At 60.5% G+C, this 21,919-nt stretch carries 16 protein-coding genes; 4 read left to right on the forward strand and 12 right to left on the reverse strand.

What is annotated here, in order from left to right:
- Window positions 1–271: hypothetical protein (locus IGS58_RS28865; protein ID WP_230523305.1), on the forward strand; the 271-nt coding region annotated here is incomplete at its 5' end.
- A 108-nt stretch (window positions 272–379) separates the two neighbouring features.
- Complete coding sequence (locus IGS58_RS28870) at window positions 380–2,368, forward strand: sigma-54-dependent Fis family transcriptional regulator (protein WP_230523306.1); 1,989 nt, start codon at window positions 380–382, stop codon at window positions 2,366–2,368.
- Window position 2,369: 1 nt separating this feature from the next.
- On the opposite strand, the gene IGS58_RS28875 is transcribed toward IGS58_RS28870, so the two are convergent.
- The 7 genes from IGS58_RS28875 to IGS58_RS28905 all read right to left on the reverse strand — a co-directional run bounded on the left by IGS58_RS28875 (window position 2,370) and on the right by IGS58_RS28905 (window position 12,029).
- The gene (locus tag IGS58_RS28875) at window positions 2,370–3,380 is read right to left on the reverse strand and encodes an FAD:protein FMN transferase (RefSeq protein WP_230523307.1); all 1,011 of its coding nucleotides are present in this window, start codon (window positions 3,378–3,380) and stop codon (window positions 2,370–2,372) included.
- Window positions 3,370–5,472: a 4Fe-4S binding protein gene (locus IGS58_RS28880; protein WP_230523308.1), complete on the reverse strand. Its 2,103-nt coding sequence runs from the start codon at window positions 5,470–5,472 to the stop codon at window positions 3,370–3,372. The genes IGS58_RS28875 and IGS58_RS28880 overlap by 11 nt, the downstream gene beginning before the upstream one ends.
- Before the next feature lie 57 nt (window positions 5,473–5,529).
- Entirely contained in the window at window positions 5,530–6,690 is a 1,161-nt protein-coding gene (locus tag IGS58_RS28885; RefSeq protein ID WP_230523309.1) for a porin, read from the reverse strand.
- A gap of 287 nt (window positions 6,691–6,977) precedes the next feature.
- Window positions 6,978–8,714, reverse strand: coding sequence for a PQQ-dependent methanol/ethanol family dehydrogenase (locus IGS58_RS28890; protein WP_230523310.1), 1,737 nt, complete (start codon window positions 8,712–8,714; stop codon window positions 6,978–6,980).
- Window positions 8,715–8,763: 49 nt separating this feature from the next.
- On the reverse strand, window positions 8,764–9,153 hold the full coding sequence (locus IGS58_RS28895; RefSeq protein ID WP_034756816.1) for a DUF779 domain-containing protein: 390 nt from the start codon (window positions 9,151–9,153) through the stop codon (window positions 8,764–8,766).
- Window positions 9,154–9,207: 54 nt separating this feature from the next.
- Complete coding sequence (gene adh / locus IGS58_RS28900) at window positions 9,208–10,728, reverse strand: aldehyde dehydrogenase (RefSeq protein ID WP_230523311.1); 1,521 nt, start codon at window positions 10,726–10,728, stop codon at window positions 9,208–9,210.
- 344 nt (window positions 10,729–11,072) lie between these two features.
- Window positions 11,073–12,029 (reverse strand): beta-propeller fold lactonase family protein, encoded by a 957-nt coding sequence (locus tag IGS58_RS28905; protein WP_230523312.1) that lies wholly within the window; start codon window positions 12,027–12,029, stop codon window positions 11,073–11,075.
- Window positions 12,030–12,233: 204 nt separating this feature from the next.
- Between IGS58_RS28905 and IGS58_RS28910 the strand changes: the two genes are divergently transcribed.
- Window positions 12,234–14,372 (forward strand): TonB-dependent receptor family protein, encoded by a 2,139-nt coding sequence (locus IGS58_RS28910; RefSeq protein WP_230523313.1) that lies wholly within the window; start codon window positions 12,234–12,236, stop codon window positions 14,370–14,372.
- 57 nt (window positions 14,373–14,429) lie between these two features.
- Here the strand turns inward: IGS58_RS28910 and IGS58_RS28915 are convergent, their stop codons facing one another.
- The 5 genes from IGS58_RS28915 to IGS58_RS28935 form a co-directional block, all read right to left on the reverse strand.
- The gene (locus tag IGS58_RS28915; protein WP_230523314.1) at window positions 14,430–15,263 is read right to left on the reverse strand and encodes a substrate-binding periplasmic protein; all 834 of its coding nucleotides are present in this window, start codon (window positions 15,261–15,263) and stop codon (window positions 14,430–14,432) included.
- Between the two features lie 25 nt (window positions 15,264–15,288).
- Window positions 15,289–15,774: a cytochrome c-550 PedF gene (gene pedF, locus IGS58_RS28920; protein ID WP_230523315.1), complete on the reverse strand. Its 486-nt coding sequence runs from the start codon at window positions 15,772–15,774 to the stop codon at window positions 15,289–15,291.
- 130 nt (window positions 15,775–15,904) lie between these two features.
- The gene (rtcA, locus tag IGS58_RS28925) at window positions 15,905–16,924 is read right to left on the reverse strand and encodes an RNA 3'-terminal phosphate cyclase (RefSeq protein ID WP_230523316.1); all 1,020 of its coding nucleotides are present in this window, start codon (window positions 16,922–16,924) and stop codon (window positions 15,905–15,907) included.
- A 16-nt stretch (window positions 16,925–16,940) separates the two neighbouring features.
- Complete coding sequence (locus IGS58_RS28930; RefSeq protein WP_230523317.1) at window positions 16,941–18,176, reverse strand: RtcB family protein; 1,236 nt, start codon at window positions 18,174–18,176, stop codon at window positions 16,941–16,943.
- Between the two features lie 200 nt (window positions 18,177–18,376).
- On the reverse strand, window positions 18,377–19,948 hold the full coding sequence (locus IGS58_RS28935) for a vWA domain-containing protein (protein ID WP_230523318.1): 1,572 nt from the start codon (window positions 19,946–19,948) through the stop codon (window positions 18,377–18,379).
- A 206-nt stretch (window positions 19,949–20,154) separates the two neighbouring features.
- On the opposite strand from IGS58_RS28935, the gene rtcR reads away from it, so the two are divergent.
- Window positions 20,155–21,762 (forward strand): RNA repair transcriptional activator RtcR, encoded by a 1,608-nt coding sequence (gene rtcR, locus IGS58_RS28940; protein WP_230523319.1) that lies wholly within the window; start codon window positions 20,155–20,157, stop codon window positions 21,760–21,762.
- Window positions 21,763–21,919: the final 157 nt, after the last annotated feature.

Consider the following 21,919-nt stretch of genomic DNA (forward strand, 5'->3'; position numbering starts at 1 on the left):
CGACAAAGCGTTGTGTTTGTCAGCTGCGAAGAAGGAAGAGTATGAAGCGTTTGCAGCATTTCGTCAACCTTCTTTTTCGCCCTGCTTTACTCGGCATTTGCATGCGTCGTTCAGCAAGGGGGCGAATTATAGCCCTGCCCTGCGCACCCCGCAAGCGCTATTTTTGCGTCAGCTCAAAGGCAATAAGCCTGGCACCGCAATTGCTTATATGAACACATGCATCGACCACCGAGGGGAGCAACTCTGGGCCTGGCAGCAACACGGGGGATAGCCCGGTTCGCTTTGCTTTGCTCCCATCTGTGACAGGTGCTACATTATGGAACACTCTCGATATTCAAAAGAGCGCCGCAGTACAGGGCCCAACGGAGGCAACGAGATCATGTATCAACCGTCAGCTACTTACCGTAGCGCACCGTTTTCGTCCATCGCGGACGCGAACATTTTGCCGGCAGGACAGGACAGCGTCCCCGTCATCATCGAAACTTCCCATCAGCGTTCAGTCGCCTTTGGCCTGACGCCCACGGCCACGCCCGACTTTACGCCGGCGGGCAAATCCGACCTGTCCTTGCTGATCGAACAAAACCGCCTGCTGCACACGCACGCGCTGCCCGCCATGGAAACCCTGTATCAGCAAATCGTCAATACCCACAATATGGTGATCTTGACGGATGCCAACGGCGTCATCGTGCATTCGCTGGGCGACGATGATTTCCTGGAGAAAGCCAACCGCGTCGCCCTGCAGCCGGGCGTGGCATGGTCGGAACAAAGCCGCGGTACGAATGCCATCGGCACGGCCATCACGGAAAAAGTACCGACCTTGGTCCATGCGGACCAGCATTACCTGGCGGCCAATCATTTTCTCACTTGCTCCGCGGCACCGATCACCGACCACCGGGGCAATGTCATCGGCGTGCTGGACGTCTCGAGCGACCAGCGCAGTTTTCACAAGCATACGATGGCCCTCGTGCGCATGTCGGCGCTGATGATCGAAAATCAACTGTTTTCCGCCACCTTCGAAGACGCCATCACCGTGCACTTCCACGCGCGCCCCGAATTCATCGGCACCTTGATGGAAGGCATCGCCTCGTTCACACCCGGTGGACGATTTTTATCGGCCAACAAGAATGGCTTGTTCCAGCTGGGCCTCTCATTTGCCGCGCTGCAATCGCACACGTTCAGCTCCCTGTTCGGCTTGCCCGTTTCCGCCCTGTACGACCATTACCGCACGGCCTCACCCGGTTTGCTGAACCTGTGCATGCACAGCGGCGTGCGCGTGTATGGTCGCGCGCAGTTGCGCCTGTCCAATAGCGTCTTCCAGCACGGTTTTGCTGCCAGCACCGACCATAGCGATATCAACGCCGTGCCGGCACAGGTTCCCGCGTCCGCCAGCCATGCGGCCAACGCGGCGCGGCGCCTGTCCGGCTTGCGCTACCTGCGCACGGGCGATCCGCAGCTGGAACTGGTTATCGAAAAGGTCAACAAGGTGCTGGGGCGCGACATCCCCATCCTCGTCATGGGCGAAACGGGCACCGGCAAGGAATTGCTGGCGCAAGCCATCCACAACGATTCGCCACGGGCCATGGGACCGTTTATCGCCGTCAATTGCGCATCGATTCCGGAAACCCTGATCGAGTCCGAACTGTTCGGCTATGAAGACGGGGCATTTACGGGCGCGCGCAAGAAGGGTGCCATTGGCAAGATATTGCAAGCGAATGGCGGCACCCTGTTCCTCGATGAAATCGGCGACATGCCGTTTGGCTTGCAGGCGCGGCTGTTGCGCGTGTTGCAGGAACGCATGGTCACGCCCCTGGGCAGCAGCAAGTCGATCACCGTCAACGTGGAACTCATTTGCGCCACGAATCACAACTTGCGCGAGCGCATGGCCAAGGGACTGTTTCGCGAAGACTTGTATTACCGCCTGAATGGCCTCGTAGTGAAACTGCCGCCGCTGCGCGAGCGCACGGACCTGGATACGGTCGTGAAAAAAATCCTGGCAACGGAAGCGCCCGACACGCGCTACACGGTGGCGCCGGACATTCTGCGCATGTTTCACCAGCATAAATGGCCAGGCAACTTCCGCCAACTGACCAATCTGTTGCGCACGGCCATCGTCATGGCAGGTGATGAACATGAAATCTGTTTGCGACACATGCCCGATGATTTCCTCGACGATATTGAGATGACGCAAGCGACTGCCGCCAGCGCCAGCACGGACCGCATGATCGCGGCGGGCGCCAACCTGGAAGAAATGGAGCAAAGCGTCATTCTCAAATCGCTCGATGCCCACGGCGGCAACGTCTCGGCCACGGCGCGGGCCCTGGGCATATCGCGCAACACGATCTATCGCAAGGTGCCGCATCTGAAATAAGCTAGAGTAAACGGGAAAAGCCGGGCGACATCGCGCGCCGGCCCCGCTTGTCGATGGTCATCAGGTCGACGCCTTCCATTTGCGCGGCCATCGCATGCGCGCGCGCCGCGCCCGTCACCATGAACGTTGTCGACAAACCATCGGCCAGCAAGCCCGTGGGCGCCAGCACCGTCACGCTGGCCAGTTCGCCCGGCGAATCGCCGTTCAACGGATCGAAGATGTGGTGATGCATGAAGTCGGGCGTGAACGTGCATTCGTAATCGCCCGACGTGGCCACGCTGCGCCCCTCCACTTTCAAGGTGGCCGCGAGGATTTCTACATCGCGCGGATCCTGGATGCCCAAGGTCCACGGGCGGCGCAGGGACCGCTGTCCCCGCGCAACGAATTCGCCCGTATCGAGCAGCGCGTGCCGTATGCCGCGCGCCTGCACGGCCGCCAGCGCCATGTCCGCCGCATAACCTTGCGCCAGGCCATTCAAGGTCAGCGCCATGCCAGGCCGGAGAAAACGCACTTCCCGGCTATTCCACGCCAGTTGCCGCCAGCCTACCCGCGCCTGCGCTGCGCGCCGCAAGGTGTCCGTCGGCAAGCCGGCCTCGTCTGCTGCCGCGCGAAACAGCTGCCATAAGGGTTGCACGGTGATATCAAAGGCCCCATCGCTCCATTGCGACAAGGCTTGCGCCTGCGCCAGCACGGCCAGCAGATGGGCGTCCGGCCGGGCCAGACGGCCGTCACGGTTCAGCTGAAAGACTTGGCTGGTGGGACTGTAAATGCTCATCAGGCGGTCGATATTCCTCGCTGCATGCAAGGCGTCCTCGATGGCCAGTTCGGCCTGGCGCTGATCGTGGTGCAACACGGTGACGGTAATCGTCGTACCAAACGCCAGTGCGGCGCCTTGATAAGGCCGCACACCGGACGCCGTGGCCGTACCGCGCGCCATGCTGCCAGGCAAAAACAAGCCCGCCATGCCGGCCACGCTGCCTATCGCTGCGGAAATAAACGTTCTACGCTGCATTGCTGCTCTCCTCTGCCGTGACCCGGACTATGGGGATGGTGCGGGCACGCTTGATTTCCAGCATCAAGGGCGCGCATTTTTCATCGCTGGCATAAATCACGACGCAATCCATGCACTGGAAACATTCGCCGTAATCAACTTTCCCGCTAGCCGCGATGGCGTGATGCTCGCAACGGTGGCGGCAAGTCTGGCACGGTGTGCCGCACTCCTTGCGACGGGGAATCCAGTTGAACAGGCGAAACCGTCCCAGCAGCGCCAGCGCCGCCCCAAACGGACACAGGTAGCGGCAAAAGAATTTATAAGAAACACTACCAAGCAACAGCAAACCCAGGGCATACGCGACAAAGGGCCAGGCCCGCACGAAGTTCAGGGTGATGGCCGTTTTAAATGGTTCCAGCTCGACCAGCTTGTCCGTGATCTGGCTGGAAAACATGCTGCTGCCGAGAATAGCCGCCAGCAAGCCATACTTGATCCATTTCAAACGCCCGTCCAGGCGCGGCTTGATCTTCCATTGAGGCAAGCGCAGCCACTGGCCCAGTTTGCCCGTGAATTCCTGCAGGGCGCCAAACGGACACAGCCAGCCGCAAAACGTGCCGCGCCCCCAGATCAGCAGGCTGAGCAGCACGAACGCCCACAGGATCACCGTCATCGGGTCAAACAGGAAGAAGCCCAGGCTGCGTCCCGCCAGCAGCGCCTGGATGACGCCCGTGATGTTGACGATCGATAACTGTCCTTGCGCGTAATAGCCGATGAAGCCAATCGTAAACACCAGGAACAGGCGGCGAAACCACACAAATTGCCTGCCATCGCGCACCAGGCGTTTCTGCCAGGCCAATGCACCGGCCAGCAGCGCCAGCCCGGCGAGCAACAGCAGCAACTCAGTCTTGCGCCCTTTCCACGTGCCGCGCCACGTGGCATCGTCGCCTTGCGGCGCCGTATAAAAATCAGCCGGCAGGCGGTAATTGACATCCACGTTGCGCGCGATGCGTTCCGGATACACAATGCCCTTGCTGCGCGTGATCGGCATGGTAAAAGCCAGCGGGCTGGCCGCATCGAGTCCCGCCTGGCTGATGACGCGCAAGACGGTGACATTTTCCGTCGGCAACAGCGTCGTATCCGCCAATTGCAATTCCAGGTCCAGGTCGCGCATGTCGATGGGCAAGCCATCCTGTTTCAGCAATAGCCGGTCCGGGACCGTGCCGCGCACGAAATCGTCGCCCAGCACGCTGTAGCGCCCGCGCGACATGACGAGGATGGCGTGGTCGCCTTCGTCCAGCCGGTTGCGCAGCTTGTTCCAGCTGCGTTCCGTCAACAGATTGCGTCCCACCGTGGGCACGGACACGTACGCCAGGTACAGGTCGATGAACAGGCCATCGGGCGCACGCGTGGCGTCCATATCGAGTCCCGCGCCGGGACTGCCGGCAAACAAGGTTTCCACATCCTTATTGCTCAAGCGTACGTGCTGGATCAAGCCCTGCTCGAGCATCTGCTCCACGCTGAGTTTCTCGAATACCTCCATGCGGATGCGGGCAATCTGGTCCGGGTCACGGCCTTGCGCAAATCCCAGTTTTTTGCGCGACACTTTCAAGGCCGAGGCCAGCACGCTTTGGTTGATGATGCGCACGGAAGCCGTGGCCTTCGACACGCCATCGATATCGGCATGCGTGGCATCCGTGGCGCGTTTCTTCTTGGCATCAATAGCGATATTCTGCTTCAGCGACAAGCCCTGGTATTGCTTGACGAACTGAAACAGCGGCGCTTCGCCGAGGCCATCGAGAAACACGGGTTCATGCTGCGACAGCACGGCGACGTCGAGAAAACTGCCTTGCGGATCAATGGCGATCAGCAGATTGACGGGCACGCCGGAAAAGCCGGGAATCGGTGCCAGGTCCACCGACTCAAACACGTAGCCGACCAGTTCCGTGGCCGTGGCGTTTTGCCGGAACAATGGCCAGACGGGCAAGTCGGCCTCCTTGTCGCCGACGATGATGGGAGCAGGAAAGCGCCGCGCCAGCTCGGCCTTGGTAAGCACGCCCGCCCACGCCTGCCCCAGGATAAACAGGAATAGCCAGCATCCGATGAACAACCGCATTATCCGCATGCATTGCGCTCCGTGCGGCGCCCTGTGGCAAGGCGCCGCATTCATTGGTTAGAAGAAAATGATGCCGCCCAGGGACACGCCATTCATCTTCGCTTCGCCGCCCGTAAAGCCTTTCGAGCGCGTCTGGCCCAGCTCGCCCACCAGGGTGATCGCGCTGTTGAGCGAGTAGTACGCGCCCAAGGTCAAGTTGGCATTCGACTTCAAGCCGCCCGTGCCGGCCGTGTGGTCGTCGTTCTTGCTGATGCCGTAGGACAAGCCCAGTTTCAGCTTGTCCGTCGTTTTATACGTGCCTTGCAACAGCCAGTTCTTCGACTTGGTATCGCCCTGGTCCGCATCGGACAAGATGCCCAGCCCCTTGCCGCCCTGGAAGTTGAGCAGCACGCCAGCCGGCCCCATCTGGTACGAGCCGCCCACTTCCACGCCGCGCATGGTCAAGTCATCGACACCTGCGGTTTTCGAGGTGAACTTTTGCGACTTCACGCCCAGCCAGGCTTTCAAGCCTTCCTGCGCATACGTCAGCTGCGCCTGCACTTGCGGGCTCGACTTCGAAGAATAGGTCGAGCCTGCAACAATCGGCGTATCGGAGACGGGGCTGACCAGCGCCACATCGATGCCAACGCCACCCGACTTCGGCGTGCTGTACATGATCTGGCCATAGTTGCCCAGATAGGTATAGCCGGCGCCGATATGGCCCAGGGTCACCCGGCCCCGCTGTGTCGCCTGCACCGGTGCGCCCGAGCCCAACAAGGTCATGTCGGAGAGGATCGCATTCGCGCCGAAGATGCCGTAGTCGCGGCCCAGCTTGAAGGTACCCATGTGTTCATTGCCAAACGTGAAGAAGGCCTGGCGCACATCGACCACGCTGTTCTGGCTGATGGCGCTGTCCGTGGCCGTCGAGTTGTAGATGCCGATCAAGGCTTTCACGTCGTACTCGCCCAGCCGCGAGCTTGCCGAGGTGATCAAGCCATTCGGCAGCAAGCCGTTGCCGATGGTGGTGCGGTCCTTTTCACCGCCGCAACCGAGCGCCTGGCCGCCCAGCGCCAGCCCGCCCACCGCATCGCCCGAACACGACACTTGCGTGTAATAGGCGTTGACGATGCCGCCCACCGACACGGTCCAGTCGCCAGCCTTGATATCGACGGCTTGCGCCTGTCCCACCGTTGCGATTGTCATGACACCCAGGCTCCCCAGCTTGCTCAATGTGTTCATTTGTTCTCCTCTTTCTTCTCTGTTTTTAGTGTGCACACCAATGATTGATGTACCTCAAGCTTTGGCAATAAGCGTGCCCAGCGCGGCTCAGAGGGAGAAAGAGAAAAGGCGTAGTTAACATGTGCAGCAGCGGATCAATCGCCACTGACAGTGTTCATTTTTTGACCGCAAGCAGGCGTATCGGGCATCCAGGTAAACAAAAAACTGACGGCCTGGGCCGTCAGCAAAAAGAAAACATCCGGCGGACAGGGAGACACCCATCCGTGTGGCCCGGATGTTTCACCCCGTTACTTCGACGCCAGCTTGAAGACCCACACGGAACCGCCCTGCTCCAGGAAGTTGACTTTCTTCGCCACTTCGCCGCCCCACAGCGGCACCGCGCCCCCCCAGCCGGAGACGACGGCGACATATTGCGTGTCGCCATCCTGCCAGGTGACGGGCGGCGCCACGACGCCGGAGCCCGTCTGGAATTTCCACAGCTCCTTGCCCGTCTTCGCATCGACGGCTTTCAGGAAGCCTTCCGGCGTGCCGTAGAACACCAGGTTGCCCGCCGTACTCATCACGCCGCCCCACAGCGGCGCGTTGTTCTTGATTTCCCACACGATCTTGCCCGTCTTCGGATCGATGGCGCGCATGGCGCCGATATAGTCGTCAAACAGGGGCTTGATGGTAAAACCGGCACCGAGGAAGGCGCCGCCCTTCTTGTAGCTGATCGGCTCGTTCCAGATATCCATGCCCCATTCGTTCGCCGGCACATAGAACAGCCTGGTTTGCGGCGAGTACGCCATCGGCATCTGGTTTTTTGCACCGAGGAAAGCGGGCGCGGCAAACACGGTCGTGCCCTTCTTGCCTTCCTCTCCCTTGGTCGGGTCGCCAGGGCGGCCGGCGGCAATGAAATTTGGCCGGCCCGTCTTCAGGTCGATGCTGCTGGCCCAGGTGATTTTCTTCACGAATGGAAAAGCGTTCTGCAGCTTGCCCGTGCTGGCGTCGATCACGTAAAAGAAACCGTTGCGGTCGGCCTTGCCGCCGTAGCGCTTGCCGTCCATGTCAAAGGTAACGAACTCGTTGGCGCCATCGAAATCCCAGGCGTCATTCGGCGTATTCTGATACGCCCACTTGATCTGCCCCGTTTTCACGTCCAGCGCCACGGTGGATGATGAGTACAGATTGTCGCCGGGACGCAAGTGGCTGTTCCACGGCGCCGGGTTGCCGGTGCCAAAATACGCGAGCTTGGTTTGCGGATCGTAGGTGCCGCCCATCCACGTAGAGGCGCCGCCCGTTTTCCACAGGTCGCCCGGCCACGTCTTATTCGCCGTGCCGGACACGCCGTTGTCGATGGCCTTGCCATCCTTGTCGTAGCGGTGGCCCATATGGCCCTCTACCGTCGGACGGCTCCACACGAGGTCACCCGTCATCGGATTGCGCGCTTCCACCCGGCCCACGATGCCGAATTCCCCGCCCGACACGCCCGTCAGCAGCAAGCCTTCGGCGATCAGCGGCGCGGCCGTCATCGAGTAACCAGCCGCGTAATCGTCGACTTTTTCCTTCCAGACGATCTTGCCCGTATTCTGGTCCAGCGCCACCAGGTAGGCGTCGAGCGTGCCGAAGATCACCAGGTTGCCGTACAGGGCGGCACCGCGATTGACCACGTCGCAGCAGGGCATGATGCCGTCTGGCAAGCGATGCTCATACTTCCACAGCTTGGCGCCCGTTTTCAAATCGACGGCAAAGATGCGCGAATACGATGCCGTGACGAACATCTTGCCGTTGTGAATCAGCGGCTGCGATTCCTGGCCCCGCTGTTTTTCGCCGCCAAACGAGAACGACCAGGCCGGCACCAGCTTGGCCACGGTCTTGTCATTGATCTGCGTCAGCGGCGAATAGCGCTGCCCCTGCGTACCCATGCCAAACGACAGGACGCTGGCCGGATTCTTCGCCGTGCTGTCGAGCATGGCATTCGTGACATTGCCCACGTCGGCCGCCTGGGCCAGCGATGCCAAACTCAAACCGATGAGTATCCCCATGATTTTTTTCTGCACAATCATCTCCCTCTGTTTTATTAGTATGTGTGTATCAAGTCTTGCGGTGCTCATGCGGCTGGGCATGCAACAGCGCGCACTCTTCATCGGTGAACAGGCGCGAGCGCGTCAGGAAGCGCTTGCCGGTGCCGTTATCGAGTGAAAACATGCCGCCATTGCCGTCGACCACATCGATAATCAACTGGGTATGCTCCCAGTACTCGAATTGCTCGAGTCCCATGTAGAACGGTGTGCCATTCAAATTGCCGAGATAGATATCGGTGTCGCTGACATCGAACTCGCCCAGCGCGTAGCACATGGGCGCGCTGCCGTCGCAGCATCCACCCGACTGGAAAAACATCAGCGGGCCGTGACGCTGGCGCAATTTGTCCATCATTTCCAGCGCCGCATCGGTGGCGACCACCCGGGCAATTGCTGCACTCATGGCATCCCTTTCTGCGCGCCGCGTCTGGCTTAGGGCGCGGCGCCTGTTGCCAATTTAGAAGAAGCCCAACGCTTTCGGGCTATAGCTCACCAGCAAGTTCTTCGTTTGCTGGTAGTGATCGAGCATCATCTTGTGGTTTTCGCGGCCGATACCCGATTGCTTGTAGCCGCCGAACGCGGCGTGGGCCGGATACAGGTGGTAGCAATTGGTCCACACGCGGCCCGCCTGAATGGCGCGGCCCATGCGGAAGGCGCGCGAACCGTCACGCGTCCACAGGCCGGCCCCCAAGCCGTACAAGGTATCGTTGGCAATCGCCAGCGCGTCGGCCTCATCTTTGAAGGTGGTCACGGACACCACGGGTCCGAAAATCTCTTCCTGGAAGATGCGCATCTTGTTATGGCCCTTGAACACGGTCGGACGCACGTAGTAGCCGCCTTCCAGGTCGCCCGCCTGCGTGTTGCGCTCGCCGCCGGCCAGCACTTCGGCGCCTTCCTGGCGGCCGATGTCGAGGTAGGACAGGATTTTTTCCAGCTGCTCCTGCGAGGCCTGCGCGCCGATCATGGTGGACGAGTCGAGCGGGTTGCCCTGCTTGATGGCGGCCACGCGCTTCAAGGCCCGTTCGATGAATTTCTCGTAGATCGATTCCTGGATCAGCACGCGCGATGGGCAGGTGCACACTTCGCCCTGGTTCAGCGCGAACATGGCAAAACCTTCCAGGCACTTGTCAAAATAGTCATCGTCGGCATCCATCACGTCTTCAAAGAAGATGTTCGGCGACTTGCCGCCCAGCTCCAGGGTGACGGGAATCAGGTTTTGCGCCGCATAGCCCATGATCAGACGGCCCGTGCCCGTTTCGCCCGTAAAGGCGATCTTGGCGATGCGCTTGCTCGAGGCCAGCGGTTTACCCGCTTCCAGGCCGAAACCATTGATGATGTTCAGCACGCCCGGCGGCAGCAAGTCGCCGATCAGCTCGATCAACACCATGATGGATGCCGGGGTCTGCTCGGCCGGTTTCAAGACGACGCAATTGCCGGCGGCCAGGGCTGGCGCCAGTTTCCACACGGCCATCAGAATCGGGAAATTCCACGGAATGATCTGCCCCACGACGCCCAGCGGCTCATGGTAGTGGTAGGCATAGGTTTCCGCATCGATTTGCGCGACGGAACCTTCCTGCGCGCGGATACAACCGGCGAAGTAACGGAAATGGTCGATGGCCAGTGGAATGTCGGCATTCATCGTTTCGCGGATCGGCTTGCCGTTGTCGATGGTTTCCGCCGTGGCGATCAGGCTCAGGTTCTGTTCGATGCGGTCGGCGATGCGGTTCAGGATATTGGCGCGCTCGGCCGGCGAAGTCTTGCCCCAGGCATCCTTGGCGGCGTGCGCGGCATCCAGCGCCAGCTCGACGTCTTCCGTCGTGGAACGGGCGATTTCGCAAAACGGCAAGCCCGTGATCGGCGTAATGTTGGGAAAGTATTCACCTTTGACTGGGGCAACGAATTTGCCGCCGATGTAATTGTCATAGCGTTGTTTGAAGGGATTGGCTACGCCCAGTTTGCTGATGTCTGCGAGATTCATGTCGTCCTCTATCGGGTTAATTAGAATGGAATTACTTAATTAAAATCAAACGTCCTGGTACAGATGGGGTGAGTACACAGAGTCTTCCGCAAATGCCGTGCCAGCTCGCCATCCCACTACAAACTTAGCCGGTTTTATCCCTGTTACAAGGGCGCGGCATCAAACCCGGCACGTTTTTCAGCGCATGCCACCTGCTTGGGTGGGGACGTGGGCCTGTTTGCGTTTTGAACAAGGTAGCGGCATCCTGTTCCAATCCGGGCCAGCCCTGCGGCATCTCCCCTGCGCCGCTGCACAATGGAACAGGTGTACCAGACTGGAACACCTGCGCCTGTGCCACCAAGGAATCAACGAATCACCACGCCCCATGGCAATTCACCCACGGCAATATCGGCCATCTTGCGCGCGCTGGCCGTGTCGATGACGGACACACTGTTCGAACGGCCATTGGCCACGTACAGCTTGGCGCCGTCGGGCGTGATGGCCATGTTCCACGGGCGCTTGCCGACGTCAATCGTGGCCGTCACTTGATTGCTGGCCGTGTCGATCACCATCACCGTGCCGTCCGTGCCATTCGAGACATACACTTGCTTGCCGTTGGGATGGACCACGATGCCATTCGCATTCTTGCCCGCTGGAATGGTCGCAATCGCCTTGCCCGCGGCCATGTCGATCACATACACGGTATTGACCAGTTCGCACGCCACATAGGCGCGGCCCGAGTCGGGACTGAAACCGATGCCGCGCGGACGCAGTCCCACGGCGATGGACGCCACCTGGCGGCGTTGTGCCACATCAATGACATCGACTTGCTCGGCCTCTTCCGCACTGACCAGCAGCCAGCGCCCATCGGGACTGAAGACGGCATGTTCCGGATTGCGTCCCTGCACCTTGATATCGGCGAGCAAGACGCCCGTCTGGCCGTCGAGCAAGGTCACGCTGTTGTTTTCCTCGACGGCGACGGCCACGTAATGACCGTCCAGGGACGCGCTGACGCCTTCGGGCGACTTGCCCAGCGCCACCGTGCGCACGGCCGCGCCGCCAGCGTTATCGATCAGCAGCAAGGCACTGCTGGCCGCGTCCGTGACAAACAATTGCCGTCCTGTGGGGTCGGCGGCGATGCCACGCGGACGCTTGCCTGCGGCGATCTGGCGCACCACCTGGTCGGTCGCCGTGTCGATCACGCTCAAGGTGCCCGATTTTTCATTGGGGACATAGGCAAATGGAGCTGCCTGGAGGGCGGTGCTGGCGAGCGCCAGCAACAGCCAGCAAACCTGGCGCAAGCACGAGAAGAAGTTGGGCATAATCACCTTTTCAATGGAAAAACACAGGAAAAGCGCGCGGTAGCGGCGCATCTGCCCATTGCTGTATGCAAACGCCGTGCCACTGACACGCGTATAATTTCAGCCCACCAATGGAGACATGGCAGGCATATTGCTTGATAAGACTATGCAGACCTGTACCGCGCACGCGATCAAGCAGGCTTTTATTCACATTGGAGAATCCGCATGCAGCATCGTTTCCGCCTGAACACCATCGCCAGCCTGTTTGTCGCCGGCAGCGCCACCCTAGCCCCCCACGTCTTTGCCGCCGAGTCAGCCGACCTGGCCGCCGGACAACTGATGGATACGGTGGTCATCAGCGGCAGCCGCATCGCCCACCCCAGCCAGGAAGTGCCGGCCTCGATCGACGTGGTCGACAGCGCGCGCATCCAGGATGGCCAAATCCGCGTCAACGCGTCGGAAGCGCTGGCCGCCGTGCCGGGCCTGGTCGTGCAAAACCGCCAGAACTATGCGCAAGACTTGCAGATCTCGTCACGCGGCTTTGGCGCACGCTCGGCCTTCGGTGTGCGCGGCGTCAAGCTGATCAGCGATGGCATTCCCGCCAGCATGCCCGACGGCCAAGGCCAGGCCGCCACCTTCAACCTCGATACGGCCGAGCGCATCGAAGTGCTGCGCGGACCGTTTTCTGCCATCTACGGCAACCATTCGGGCGGCGTGATCCAGCTGTTTTCCAGGGATGGACAAAATCCCCCGTCCGTCGAACTGAATGTGACGGGCGGCAGCTACGGCACCAGCAAGGTCGATCTCTCGGCGCAAGGCCAGGCAGGCGACATCGGCTACGTGCTCGACGGTTCGCGCTTCCGCACGGACGGCTTCCGCGACCATAGCGCCGCCACGCGCGAACAGGCGTTCGGCAAGATCACCGTCAAGCCCACGGCGGACAGCAAGCTGACCATCGTCGCCAACAGCCTGCATCAAGGCAATACGCAAGATCCGCTGGGCGCCACCTGGGCCACGTTTGCCGCCAACCCGCGCGCCGGTGAGGTCGACGCGACGGATACGCAAAACCCGAAACGCACACTGGCCGAACGCTACAACACCCGCAAGAGCATCGACCACCAGCAAATCGGCGCCACCTATGAACAGTCGTTCGGCGATGACCGCCTGCACGTGATGGTGTATGGCGGCAACCGCGACGTGATCCAGTACCAGGCATTTACCAAGGGCTTCCAGGCGCCCGCCAGCCATTCGGGCGGCGTGGTCGATTTCCAGCGCCAGTTCTATGGCATCGATACCAACTGGCTGCACGTGAACCAGCTGGCTGGCGGCAAGCTGAGCACGACTATCGGCATCGACTATGGCCGCTCCAGCGATGACCGCACCGGCTACGAAAACTTCATCGGCAATAGCTTTGGCGTAAAGGGCAAGCTGCGCCGCGACGAGCAGAATGTCGTGTCCAGCCTCGATCCGTATATCCAGGCGGAATGGCAAAGCGGCCCGTGGCTGCTCAGCGCAGGTGTGCGCTACAGCAAGATGAAAGTGGCGGTCGATGACCATTTCCTCGGCAACGGCAACGATAGCGGCAGCCTGGAGTTCAGCCACACGACACCGGTGCTAGGCCTGCTGTACAAGCTGACGCCGAACGTCAACGTCTATGCCAGCGCCGCGCGCGGTTTCGAAGCGCCTACCTTGAATGAACTGTTTTACTCGGGCACGGGCGGCGGCTTCAATTTCAACTTGAAACCGGCCACCAGCACCAACCTGGAAGCAGGCGTCAAGGCCAGGATCAATAACAACACGCATGTGAACGCGGCCGTGTTCCAGATCAAGACCAGCGACGAACTGGTGGTCGACAAGTCCAGCGGCGGGCGCACCAGCTACCGCAATGCGGGAAAAACCTTGCGCCAGGGCATGGAAGTGTCGCTGGACTCGAACCTGCCGTATGGCTTCACGACCAAAGTGGCACTGACCAGCCTGCACGCCGTGTATGACCAGGCGTTTGGCAACGTGCGCGAAGGCAGCCGCTTGCCGGGCGTGCCCAGCGCCAACCTGTTTGCGGAACTGGCCTGGAAAGACACGCTGGACCGTTTTGGCGCGGCGCTGGAAAGCGTGGCCAGCAACCAGGTCTACGCGGAAGACAGCAACAGCGAAAAGCCGGCGCCCGGCTATACGGTGTTCAATGCGCGCGTCAACGCCAAACAAAACGTGGGCAATTGGCGCTTCAAGGAATTTGCCCGCCTGAACAATCTTTTCGACAAGACCTACGTGGGCTCCGTCATCGTCGGCGACAGCAACAAGCGCTACTATGAAGCGGCACCGGGACGCAACTGGTTGCTGGGCGTCAGCGCCCAATATAGTTTCTAAAACTAAAAAGCCCGCGCATCGATCAATGCGCGGGCTTTTAAACTCAAGCACGCTACGTCAGGGCCGTGCTTCCTTCACGCCATATTTTTCAAAGATGGCTTTCAATTCACCGCTGGCCGCCATCTCGTTCATGGCCGCCTGCAGCAACTTTGCCACGTCGAGCTGCTGGCGGCTGACGGCCAGGCCCACGGCCCAGCCGGCACGCGGCAAGCGGGCGAACGCCACTTCGCTCAAGGGGAAAGCGGGATCGCTTTTCAGCACCGATTCGATCTCCGAACGGTTGGCCAGCACGGCATCGAGTTGCCCTGCCTGCAATTGCTGCAACGCTTCGGCCGCCGTGTCGAAGATGCGCACGTCGTCGCGGTACTTGCCATTGTCTTCACCCAGCATCAGCATAGCCGCGATCGATACTTTTTCCACGCCGATGCGCTTGCCGGCCAGCGAAGCGACGCCATCGAATTGCGGCACGGCTTGCGCGCTGCGCGCCAGGCGCACGGTCTCCACGTAGTACGGCGCGAAGATCTCGACCTTGTCGTTATCCGCCATCAACTTCTTGTCGACCGGTACATGCAGCATCACATCGGCGGGACCATAACCGAGGTAATGCCCCTTCCACACCATATTGCGCAAATCATCGTTGAGATTTTCGCCAGCGGGAAATGGCAGCAAGCTCAGTTTCAAACCCAGCTTTTTCGCCAGCGCTTCAGCGATGTCGATATCGATGCCCGCTCCCTTGTCGGAAAACGGCGCGAACTCGTTATACACAGCCACTTTCAGGCTGCCCGACTGCTGCACTTTTTGCCAGTCGGCGCGCGCAGGCGCGGCTGCGCACAGCGCCAGGCAGGCGAGCGAGATCATCGCGCGCGCGCCCCGGAATTGAATTGAACGCATGGGACTCCTTGGTGATCAGTTCGACTTAATTCGACTCGCGGCGGGTTTCCAGATAGGTCTTGATGGCCCACATGGCTTCCTGGTTGAACACGCCTTCAAACGGCGGCATGTACACAGCGCCATTACGCACTTTACCGTGGCGTATGATGGCCAGGTAATAATTATCTGTCTCCTTGTAGCAAGCCTGTTTCTTTATCTCATTCTTGATACCGAAGCAATCGCGGTCCAGCTGGCGCAAGTCCGGCGCGATGCCGCCCGAGATGGCTTCGATGCCGTGGCACCGGGCGCAATTCTGGTTGTAGGCCGAGGTGCCCACCGTCAAGGCCAGCTTGTTGCCCCGATACGGGTTTTGCTCAAGCCACTTGTCGCCCACCTTGGGCAAGCCCGTGGTATCGACGCCTTGTGGCGTGACATTGCCGTGCGCATAGGCATGCGGTAAGGTCAGCAGGGAAGTGAGGGCAACGGCGCCGGCGGCCGCCACGCCGAGCAGGGTACGAATGGAATAGGTCATGCTGGTCTCCTTGGTTTTTTAGTCAATATCAAAGAAGAGCAAATGCCATGCCATGCGTCTATGCCCCACATCCGGCCGACCATGTATCAATTTGGAACAGCTGCAACAGCCAGTTGTGTCAGCGCGCCCGTCAGGCGGCGGCCACCGTGCAGATGCTGCTCCGCTCCTGCTGCTCGAAAGTAATACGCACGGGCAAAAACCGGGCAATCACCTCCGCATTCGTCAGCGCATGTTGCGATACCTTGTTGCAGCTGAAGGTACCGCCGCCCGCCAGCGCCATGGGCAGCAAGAGCTGGTCGGCCAGGTGCTCGCCGACGGCCGCGTCCGTCTTGAGATAGGCGCGCACCTCGTTCAACAGGCGCTTGGCCACCGATTCGGCCAGCAAGGACTTTTCACCGAACGAAGTAAACACTTCCGTGACATGCTCATGCTCGAGCGTCAGCAACAAGACGTTGCCCGGTCCCTGCTCCGCCGGCAAGCCGACGAGGCGCAACTGCTTGCCGCTCCAGCCCATGCCCCCGGCGACACGCTCGAGCTCGCGCGCGGCCACCTGCACATGCACGCCCGCCACCACGCTTTCCGCATACCCCGCCTTCCGTTCGCCGCGCTGCAGCAATGCGATGGGCCGCAAGCGCTGGCACGGTTGCACGGTGGCCATCACCTCGCCGCCGCCTGCGGGATGAAAGCCATAGCGTTGCAGCGTAATATCCACCTCGGCCCCCATCTGTTCCAGGACACGGCCATATGCGCGCTGCAGGAAATGCACGGGCGGTGCCATGGCATTGTGCGTGCCGCCACTGATGCGCACGGTGGACGGCCCATCCGCATGCAGCAGGGCCGGCAACAGGGTTTGCAATACCAGAGTGCAACTGCCCGCGCTGCCGATGGCAAAGCGGTAATCGCCGCCACGCAAGGGACCAGGCACGAATTCCAGGCTCGACGCGCGCAGCGCCACCGGCGTCGTGCGCGCCCCGCAAATGGCGGTTGCCGCCTGCACAGCCAGCAGATGCTGGCGCAGCAAGCCGGGCTTTTCCCGCCCCGCGCGAATGTTAATCAGCCGAAACGGTTGCCCCGTGATCATCGACAGGCTCAGCGCCGAACGTAAAATCTGTCCGCCGCCTTCGCCTTGCGCTCCATCTATTTCTATCATCTCTGTTTTCTCTCTATTATCCTTTGACGCAGACGACCTGCTTCAAGATATGCACGACATCGACCAGCTCGCGTTGCGCCAGCATCACCGCATCGATATCCTTGTAAGCCATCGGGATTTCATCGATCACGTTTTCATCCTTGCGGCATTCCACGCCTTCGGTGGCGCGGATCTGGTCATCCAGGTTGAAGCGCCGCTTCGCTTCCGTACGGCTCATCGTGCGTCCCGCGCCGTGGCTGCAGCTATGGAAACTCTCCGCATTGCCCTTACCGCGCACGATAAAGCTCTTCGCGCCCATGGAGCCGGGAATGATCCCCAGTTCGCCCGCGCGGGCCGACACGGCGCCTTTGCGCGTGATCAATACATCCTTGCCGAAGTGGTGCTCCTTCTGCACATAGTTATGGTGGCAGTTGACGGCCTCCACGTGCGTCTGGAACGGTTTATGGATGACCGTGCGCACGGCGGCGATCAGGTTCTGCATCATCACTTCGCGGTTGTTGCGGGCGAAACGCTGGGCCCAGCCCACCGCTTCCACGTAATCGTCGTAATGCTGCGTTCCCTCGGCCAGGTAAGCCAGATCCTGGTCGGGCAGGTTGATGAAGTGGGTGCGCATATCCTGCTTGGCTAGTTCGATGAAATGCGTACCGATGGCATTGCCCACGCCGCGCGAACCGGAATGCAGCATGAACCACACGGAACCCTGTTCATCGAGACACACTTCGACGAAGTGGTTACCGCTGCCCAAGGTTCCCAGGTGGCGATAATTGTTCGTGCTCTTCAGCTTTGGCGTTTTCAGGCAGATCGCATCAAATTCGTCTTTCAGCTGCAGCCACGCGGCATCGACCACCGAGGGCGGCGTATGCCAGGAACCCTCGTCGCGGCCGCGGTGTCCGCGCGTCTTTGGCGACATCCCGTGTGGAATGGCGCGTTCGATGGCGCTGCGCAGCGACCCCAGATTATCGGGCAAATCATTCGCCGTCAGCGTGGTTTTCGCCGCCATCATGCCGCAACCGATATCCACGCCCACCGCCGCCGGAATCACGGCGCCCAGGGTGGGAATCACGCTGCCGATGGTCGACCCTTTACCCAGGTGGACGTCCGGCATGACGGCGATGTGCTTGTAAATAAACGGCAGGGTCGCCGTGTTGCGCAATTGCTTTTTAGCCGCTTCTTCGACGGGCACGCCACGCGTCCACATTTTCACAGGACGGCTGCCTTCGGTATGCAGGACGTCGTATTCTTCTTTTTTCATCGCTTCTCTCATTTTCTATTGTAATCAGTACGACAACCCGACAAGGAGGGACAGGATTTTCTGGCGGCGTACTGCGCGTGCCAGGCCGGTTTGACGCGGCTGATCGATGTAATCCTGTCTGCATTCGGGGCACTGCGGCGCATGACAAGTCTGGACAGGACGTCTCTTATGTAGTCTTGTCCGCATTCATGCGCTTTACTTCAACAACCGGTTGCCGCGATATCGATGGCGGCGATTTCTCCCACCCAGTGGGCGGGGTCCAGCTGGCCGGCGGCAAAGGCGGCGATGATCTTGAAGACGTCATCGGAAAAACCGCCGATATTCAGGATATCCTCGCATTCCATCGCCTGCGTCGTGGCATGCGGCGCAATATCGATGCACACCAGTTTCGCCTGCGGATTGCGCTGCTTGAACACCTTCCATTGTCCCATCGTCGCCGTGGCGCCGCTGCGTCTGGCGTCGATCCACGATTCGTTATCGGACACATAAATCACCAGGTCGGCCAGCTCCTTCTTGCTGTTCATGCGCATCAGCGGTGCGCTGCAATTGGTGCCGCCGCCACCGATGGCCGCCAGCCTGGCCGCGTTGCTCATCACGCTGTCATCCGCAGCCAGCCCGCACGTCACGACGCTGTGCTCGAACGGCAGCAACATCGCATCCGGGTTCTTGCGCAGCATGGCCGCCGCCACCAGCGCCGCCACATCGATGCAGCGCACGCTCGACGTGGCGCTGCCGCGAAAACCGCTGACGGGCGACGACATCGAGCCGGAGACGTCGGGGCACACCACCACCCTGCCAGCGATCCGCGGCACGTTCGCCAGCGCTATTTCCAGCGCCGCTTCCAGCGCATCGCGCACGATGGCCGGCACGCTCTCACCGGCCGCCAGGTACGCGGACAGCAGCTGGTACGGAAACACCCGTACCTGGCTAATCGCCTCGGGATCGCGCAGCTTGGCAGCGATCAGTTCCGGCATGCCGGCTATCGCATACACGCCGTGACGCCCAAAGGTGTTCAGATTCATGCGCACCATTTGCCAGCTGCCCTGGCGGGCGATCTGCGCCCAATCCTGCGCGCTCAAGGACAGCGCCGTCAGCATCTGGAACGGTACGTCCGGTATCGCTTGCGAAGGATCTGCCTTGTAGGCCTCGAACGCGGCCAGCGCCGGCGGCAGTGCCTTGGCATCGTAGGGCTTGCCGATCAGCCAGGCAAAGAATGCCTCCCGCCACGCTTCCTGCGGTTTCGGATGCACCATCTTCACCACGTCGGCCAGCGAAGGCGCATTGCCCACGGCGGCGGCCAGCAAGGCCTGTTCCGAAGCGGTGTTCAGCCATGCCTGCACGAGCTTTTTCGGACGCGATCCCAGCGACTTGCGTCCCACGGCGCCGGAGCGCATGATCTGCACAAAGTTGCGCAGCATCTTGCCGTTGTTGATGACACGCCGGAATGCCGGTGCGAATTGCGCAGCGCCCTGCCCCGCCAGCACGGCCACCAGCAAGGCCGGCATGTCTTTCATGTAGCCCCGTTCGCGGCAGTACACGGCCGTCTGCGCAATGAAGGCGGGGTTGACCGCCTGGCACAGCTCGAGTACTGTTGCCAGCTGCGCTTCGGCGCTGGCATAAAACGTCGTGTTCAGGCAGCCGGTGGCCGCGTATTGCGCCAGCTGATGCCGGGGCGTCAGCGCATAGGCTGGCGCGCCTTCGGCATTGCGTGCCAAGGCCGCTGGCAAGGTACCGGTCAGTTGCGCGCTCTGAAATAACTGGGCGTTGGCCATTTTTCGTCCCTCTCTGCTCTCTACGTTTATCTCGTTGGTATCTCCCCTATTGCAAGCGCTGTGCCAGCTTTCAATAATTCCTCAAAAATTTTCATAACCAATTGATTTCGTTAAGTAATATTTCCACGCAAGCTGTGCACTGAAAATATCCCTGTCATGGCGATTTGGAATACAATTATCTTTTAAGATAAATTTTTATCTCACATATGCAAGCAAAACGCACCGTCGTTATCGGTTTTCTCGGCACGCAGCTCGACAACGGCAGGGGAGCGGCACGCTGGGAAAAATGGCGTCCCAGCATCGCCCTGACCCAGCATGAGGACAAGATCATCGACCGCTTCGAGCTGCTGTACGCGGGCAGCCAATTTGACAATCTGGTACGCCAGGTGTCGCAGGATATCGCCAGCGTCTCGCCTGAAACCAGGCTGATCGCCCACGAACTGCCCATCAGCGATGCCTGGGACTTCGAGAATGTGTATGGCGCGCTCTATGATTTTGCCAACAGCTACCCCTTCGATCCGGACAAGGAAGACTATTGGATCCACATCACCACCGGCAGCCACGTGGTGCAGATCTGCATGTTCCTGATGACGGAAGCGCGCTATTTCCCCGGCCGCCTCGTGCAAACGTCGCCGCCAAAGCGCCAGGGCGCCGGCAACCCCGGCAGCTACGCGCTGATCGACCTCGATCTGTCGCGCTACGACCAGATCGCCCAGCGTTTTACGCGCGAACAGGCCGAAGGCGTGGCCTTCCTGAAGTCCGGCATTGCCACGCGCAATGCCAAGTTCAACGGCATGATCGATGAAATCGAGCGCGTCGCCATCAAGTCAAAAGCCCCCATGCTGCTGATGGGGCCGACCGGTGCCGGCAAATCCTTCCTCGCGCGCCGCGTGTATGAACTGAAAAAATCGCGCCACCAGATCGATGGCAAGTTCATCGACCTCAATTGCGCCACCCTGCATGGCGATGGCGCAGCCTCCACCTTGTTCGGGCATATCAAGGGTTCCTTCACAGGGGCGGGCTCGGACCGGCCAGGCTTGCTGCGCAGCGCGCACAAGGGACTGCTGTTTCTCGATGAAATTGGTGAACTGGGGCTCGACGAACAGGCGATGCTGCTGAAAGCCATCGAAGAAAAGCGCTTCTTTCCCGTCGGTGCCGATACGGAGGTGCAAAGCGACTTCCAGCTGATCGCCGGCACCAACCGCGATCTGGGCAAGGAGGTGGCGGCCGGCCGCTTCCGCGAAGACTTGTATGCGCGCATCAATCTGTGGACATACGAATTGCCGGGCCTGGCGCAGCGCCCGGAAGATATCGAGCCGAACCTGGAATACCTGCTGACGCAATACAGCGCGGAGACGGGCGAACGAGTGCGCTTCAACAAGGAGGCACACGAGCGTTTCATGCGTTTCGCCACCCTTCCCACCTCGGCATGGAAGGGTAATTTCCGCGATCTGTCCGCCGCTATCACGCGCCTGGCCACCCTGTCGGAAGCGGGACGCATCACGGATGGCGTCGTCGACGAGGAAATCCGGCGCTTGAAGCGCATGTGGCAGCAGCATGACAAGCCCGCCGCCAGCACGGAAATCGACCTGGCCGATATCATGGGAAACGAGGCAGCCGCGCAGCTCGACCTGTTTGATGTCCTGCAGCTGAGGTCGGTAATTCAGGTATGCCAGCAATCGAACAGCTTGTCCGATGCGGGTCGCAAGCTGTATGCCGTATCGCGTGATGCGAAGGCCAAACCAAATGACGCTGACAGGTTGAAAAAGTATCTGACGAAGTTCGGCTTGAGCTGGGAAGAAGTGAGTCGATAAAACGCCGCACCCGAACCACCGGGGTCAGACCCTCCACACCGCCAACGCCAGATTCGACGCCAACGCGCGAGGGGGTCTGCCCCCAGCCTTCGTTTGGGGTTCGCCATCACAAACCGCCAGACGAAAAAAAACCCGACCATTTCTGATCGGGTTTTTC

The organism is Janthinobacterium sp. EB271-G4-7A (assembly GCF_020858075.1).
Taxonomy (GTDB): Bacteria; Pseudomonadota; Gammaproteobacteria; order Burkholderiales; family Burkholderiaceae_D; genus Janthinobacterium; species Janthinobacterium lividum.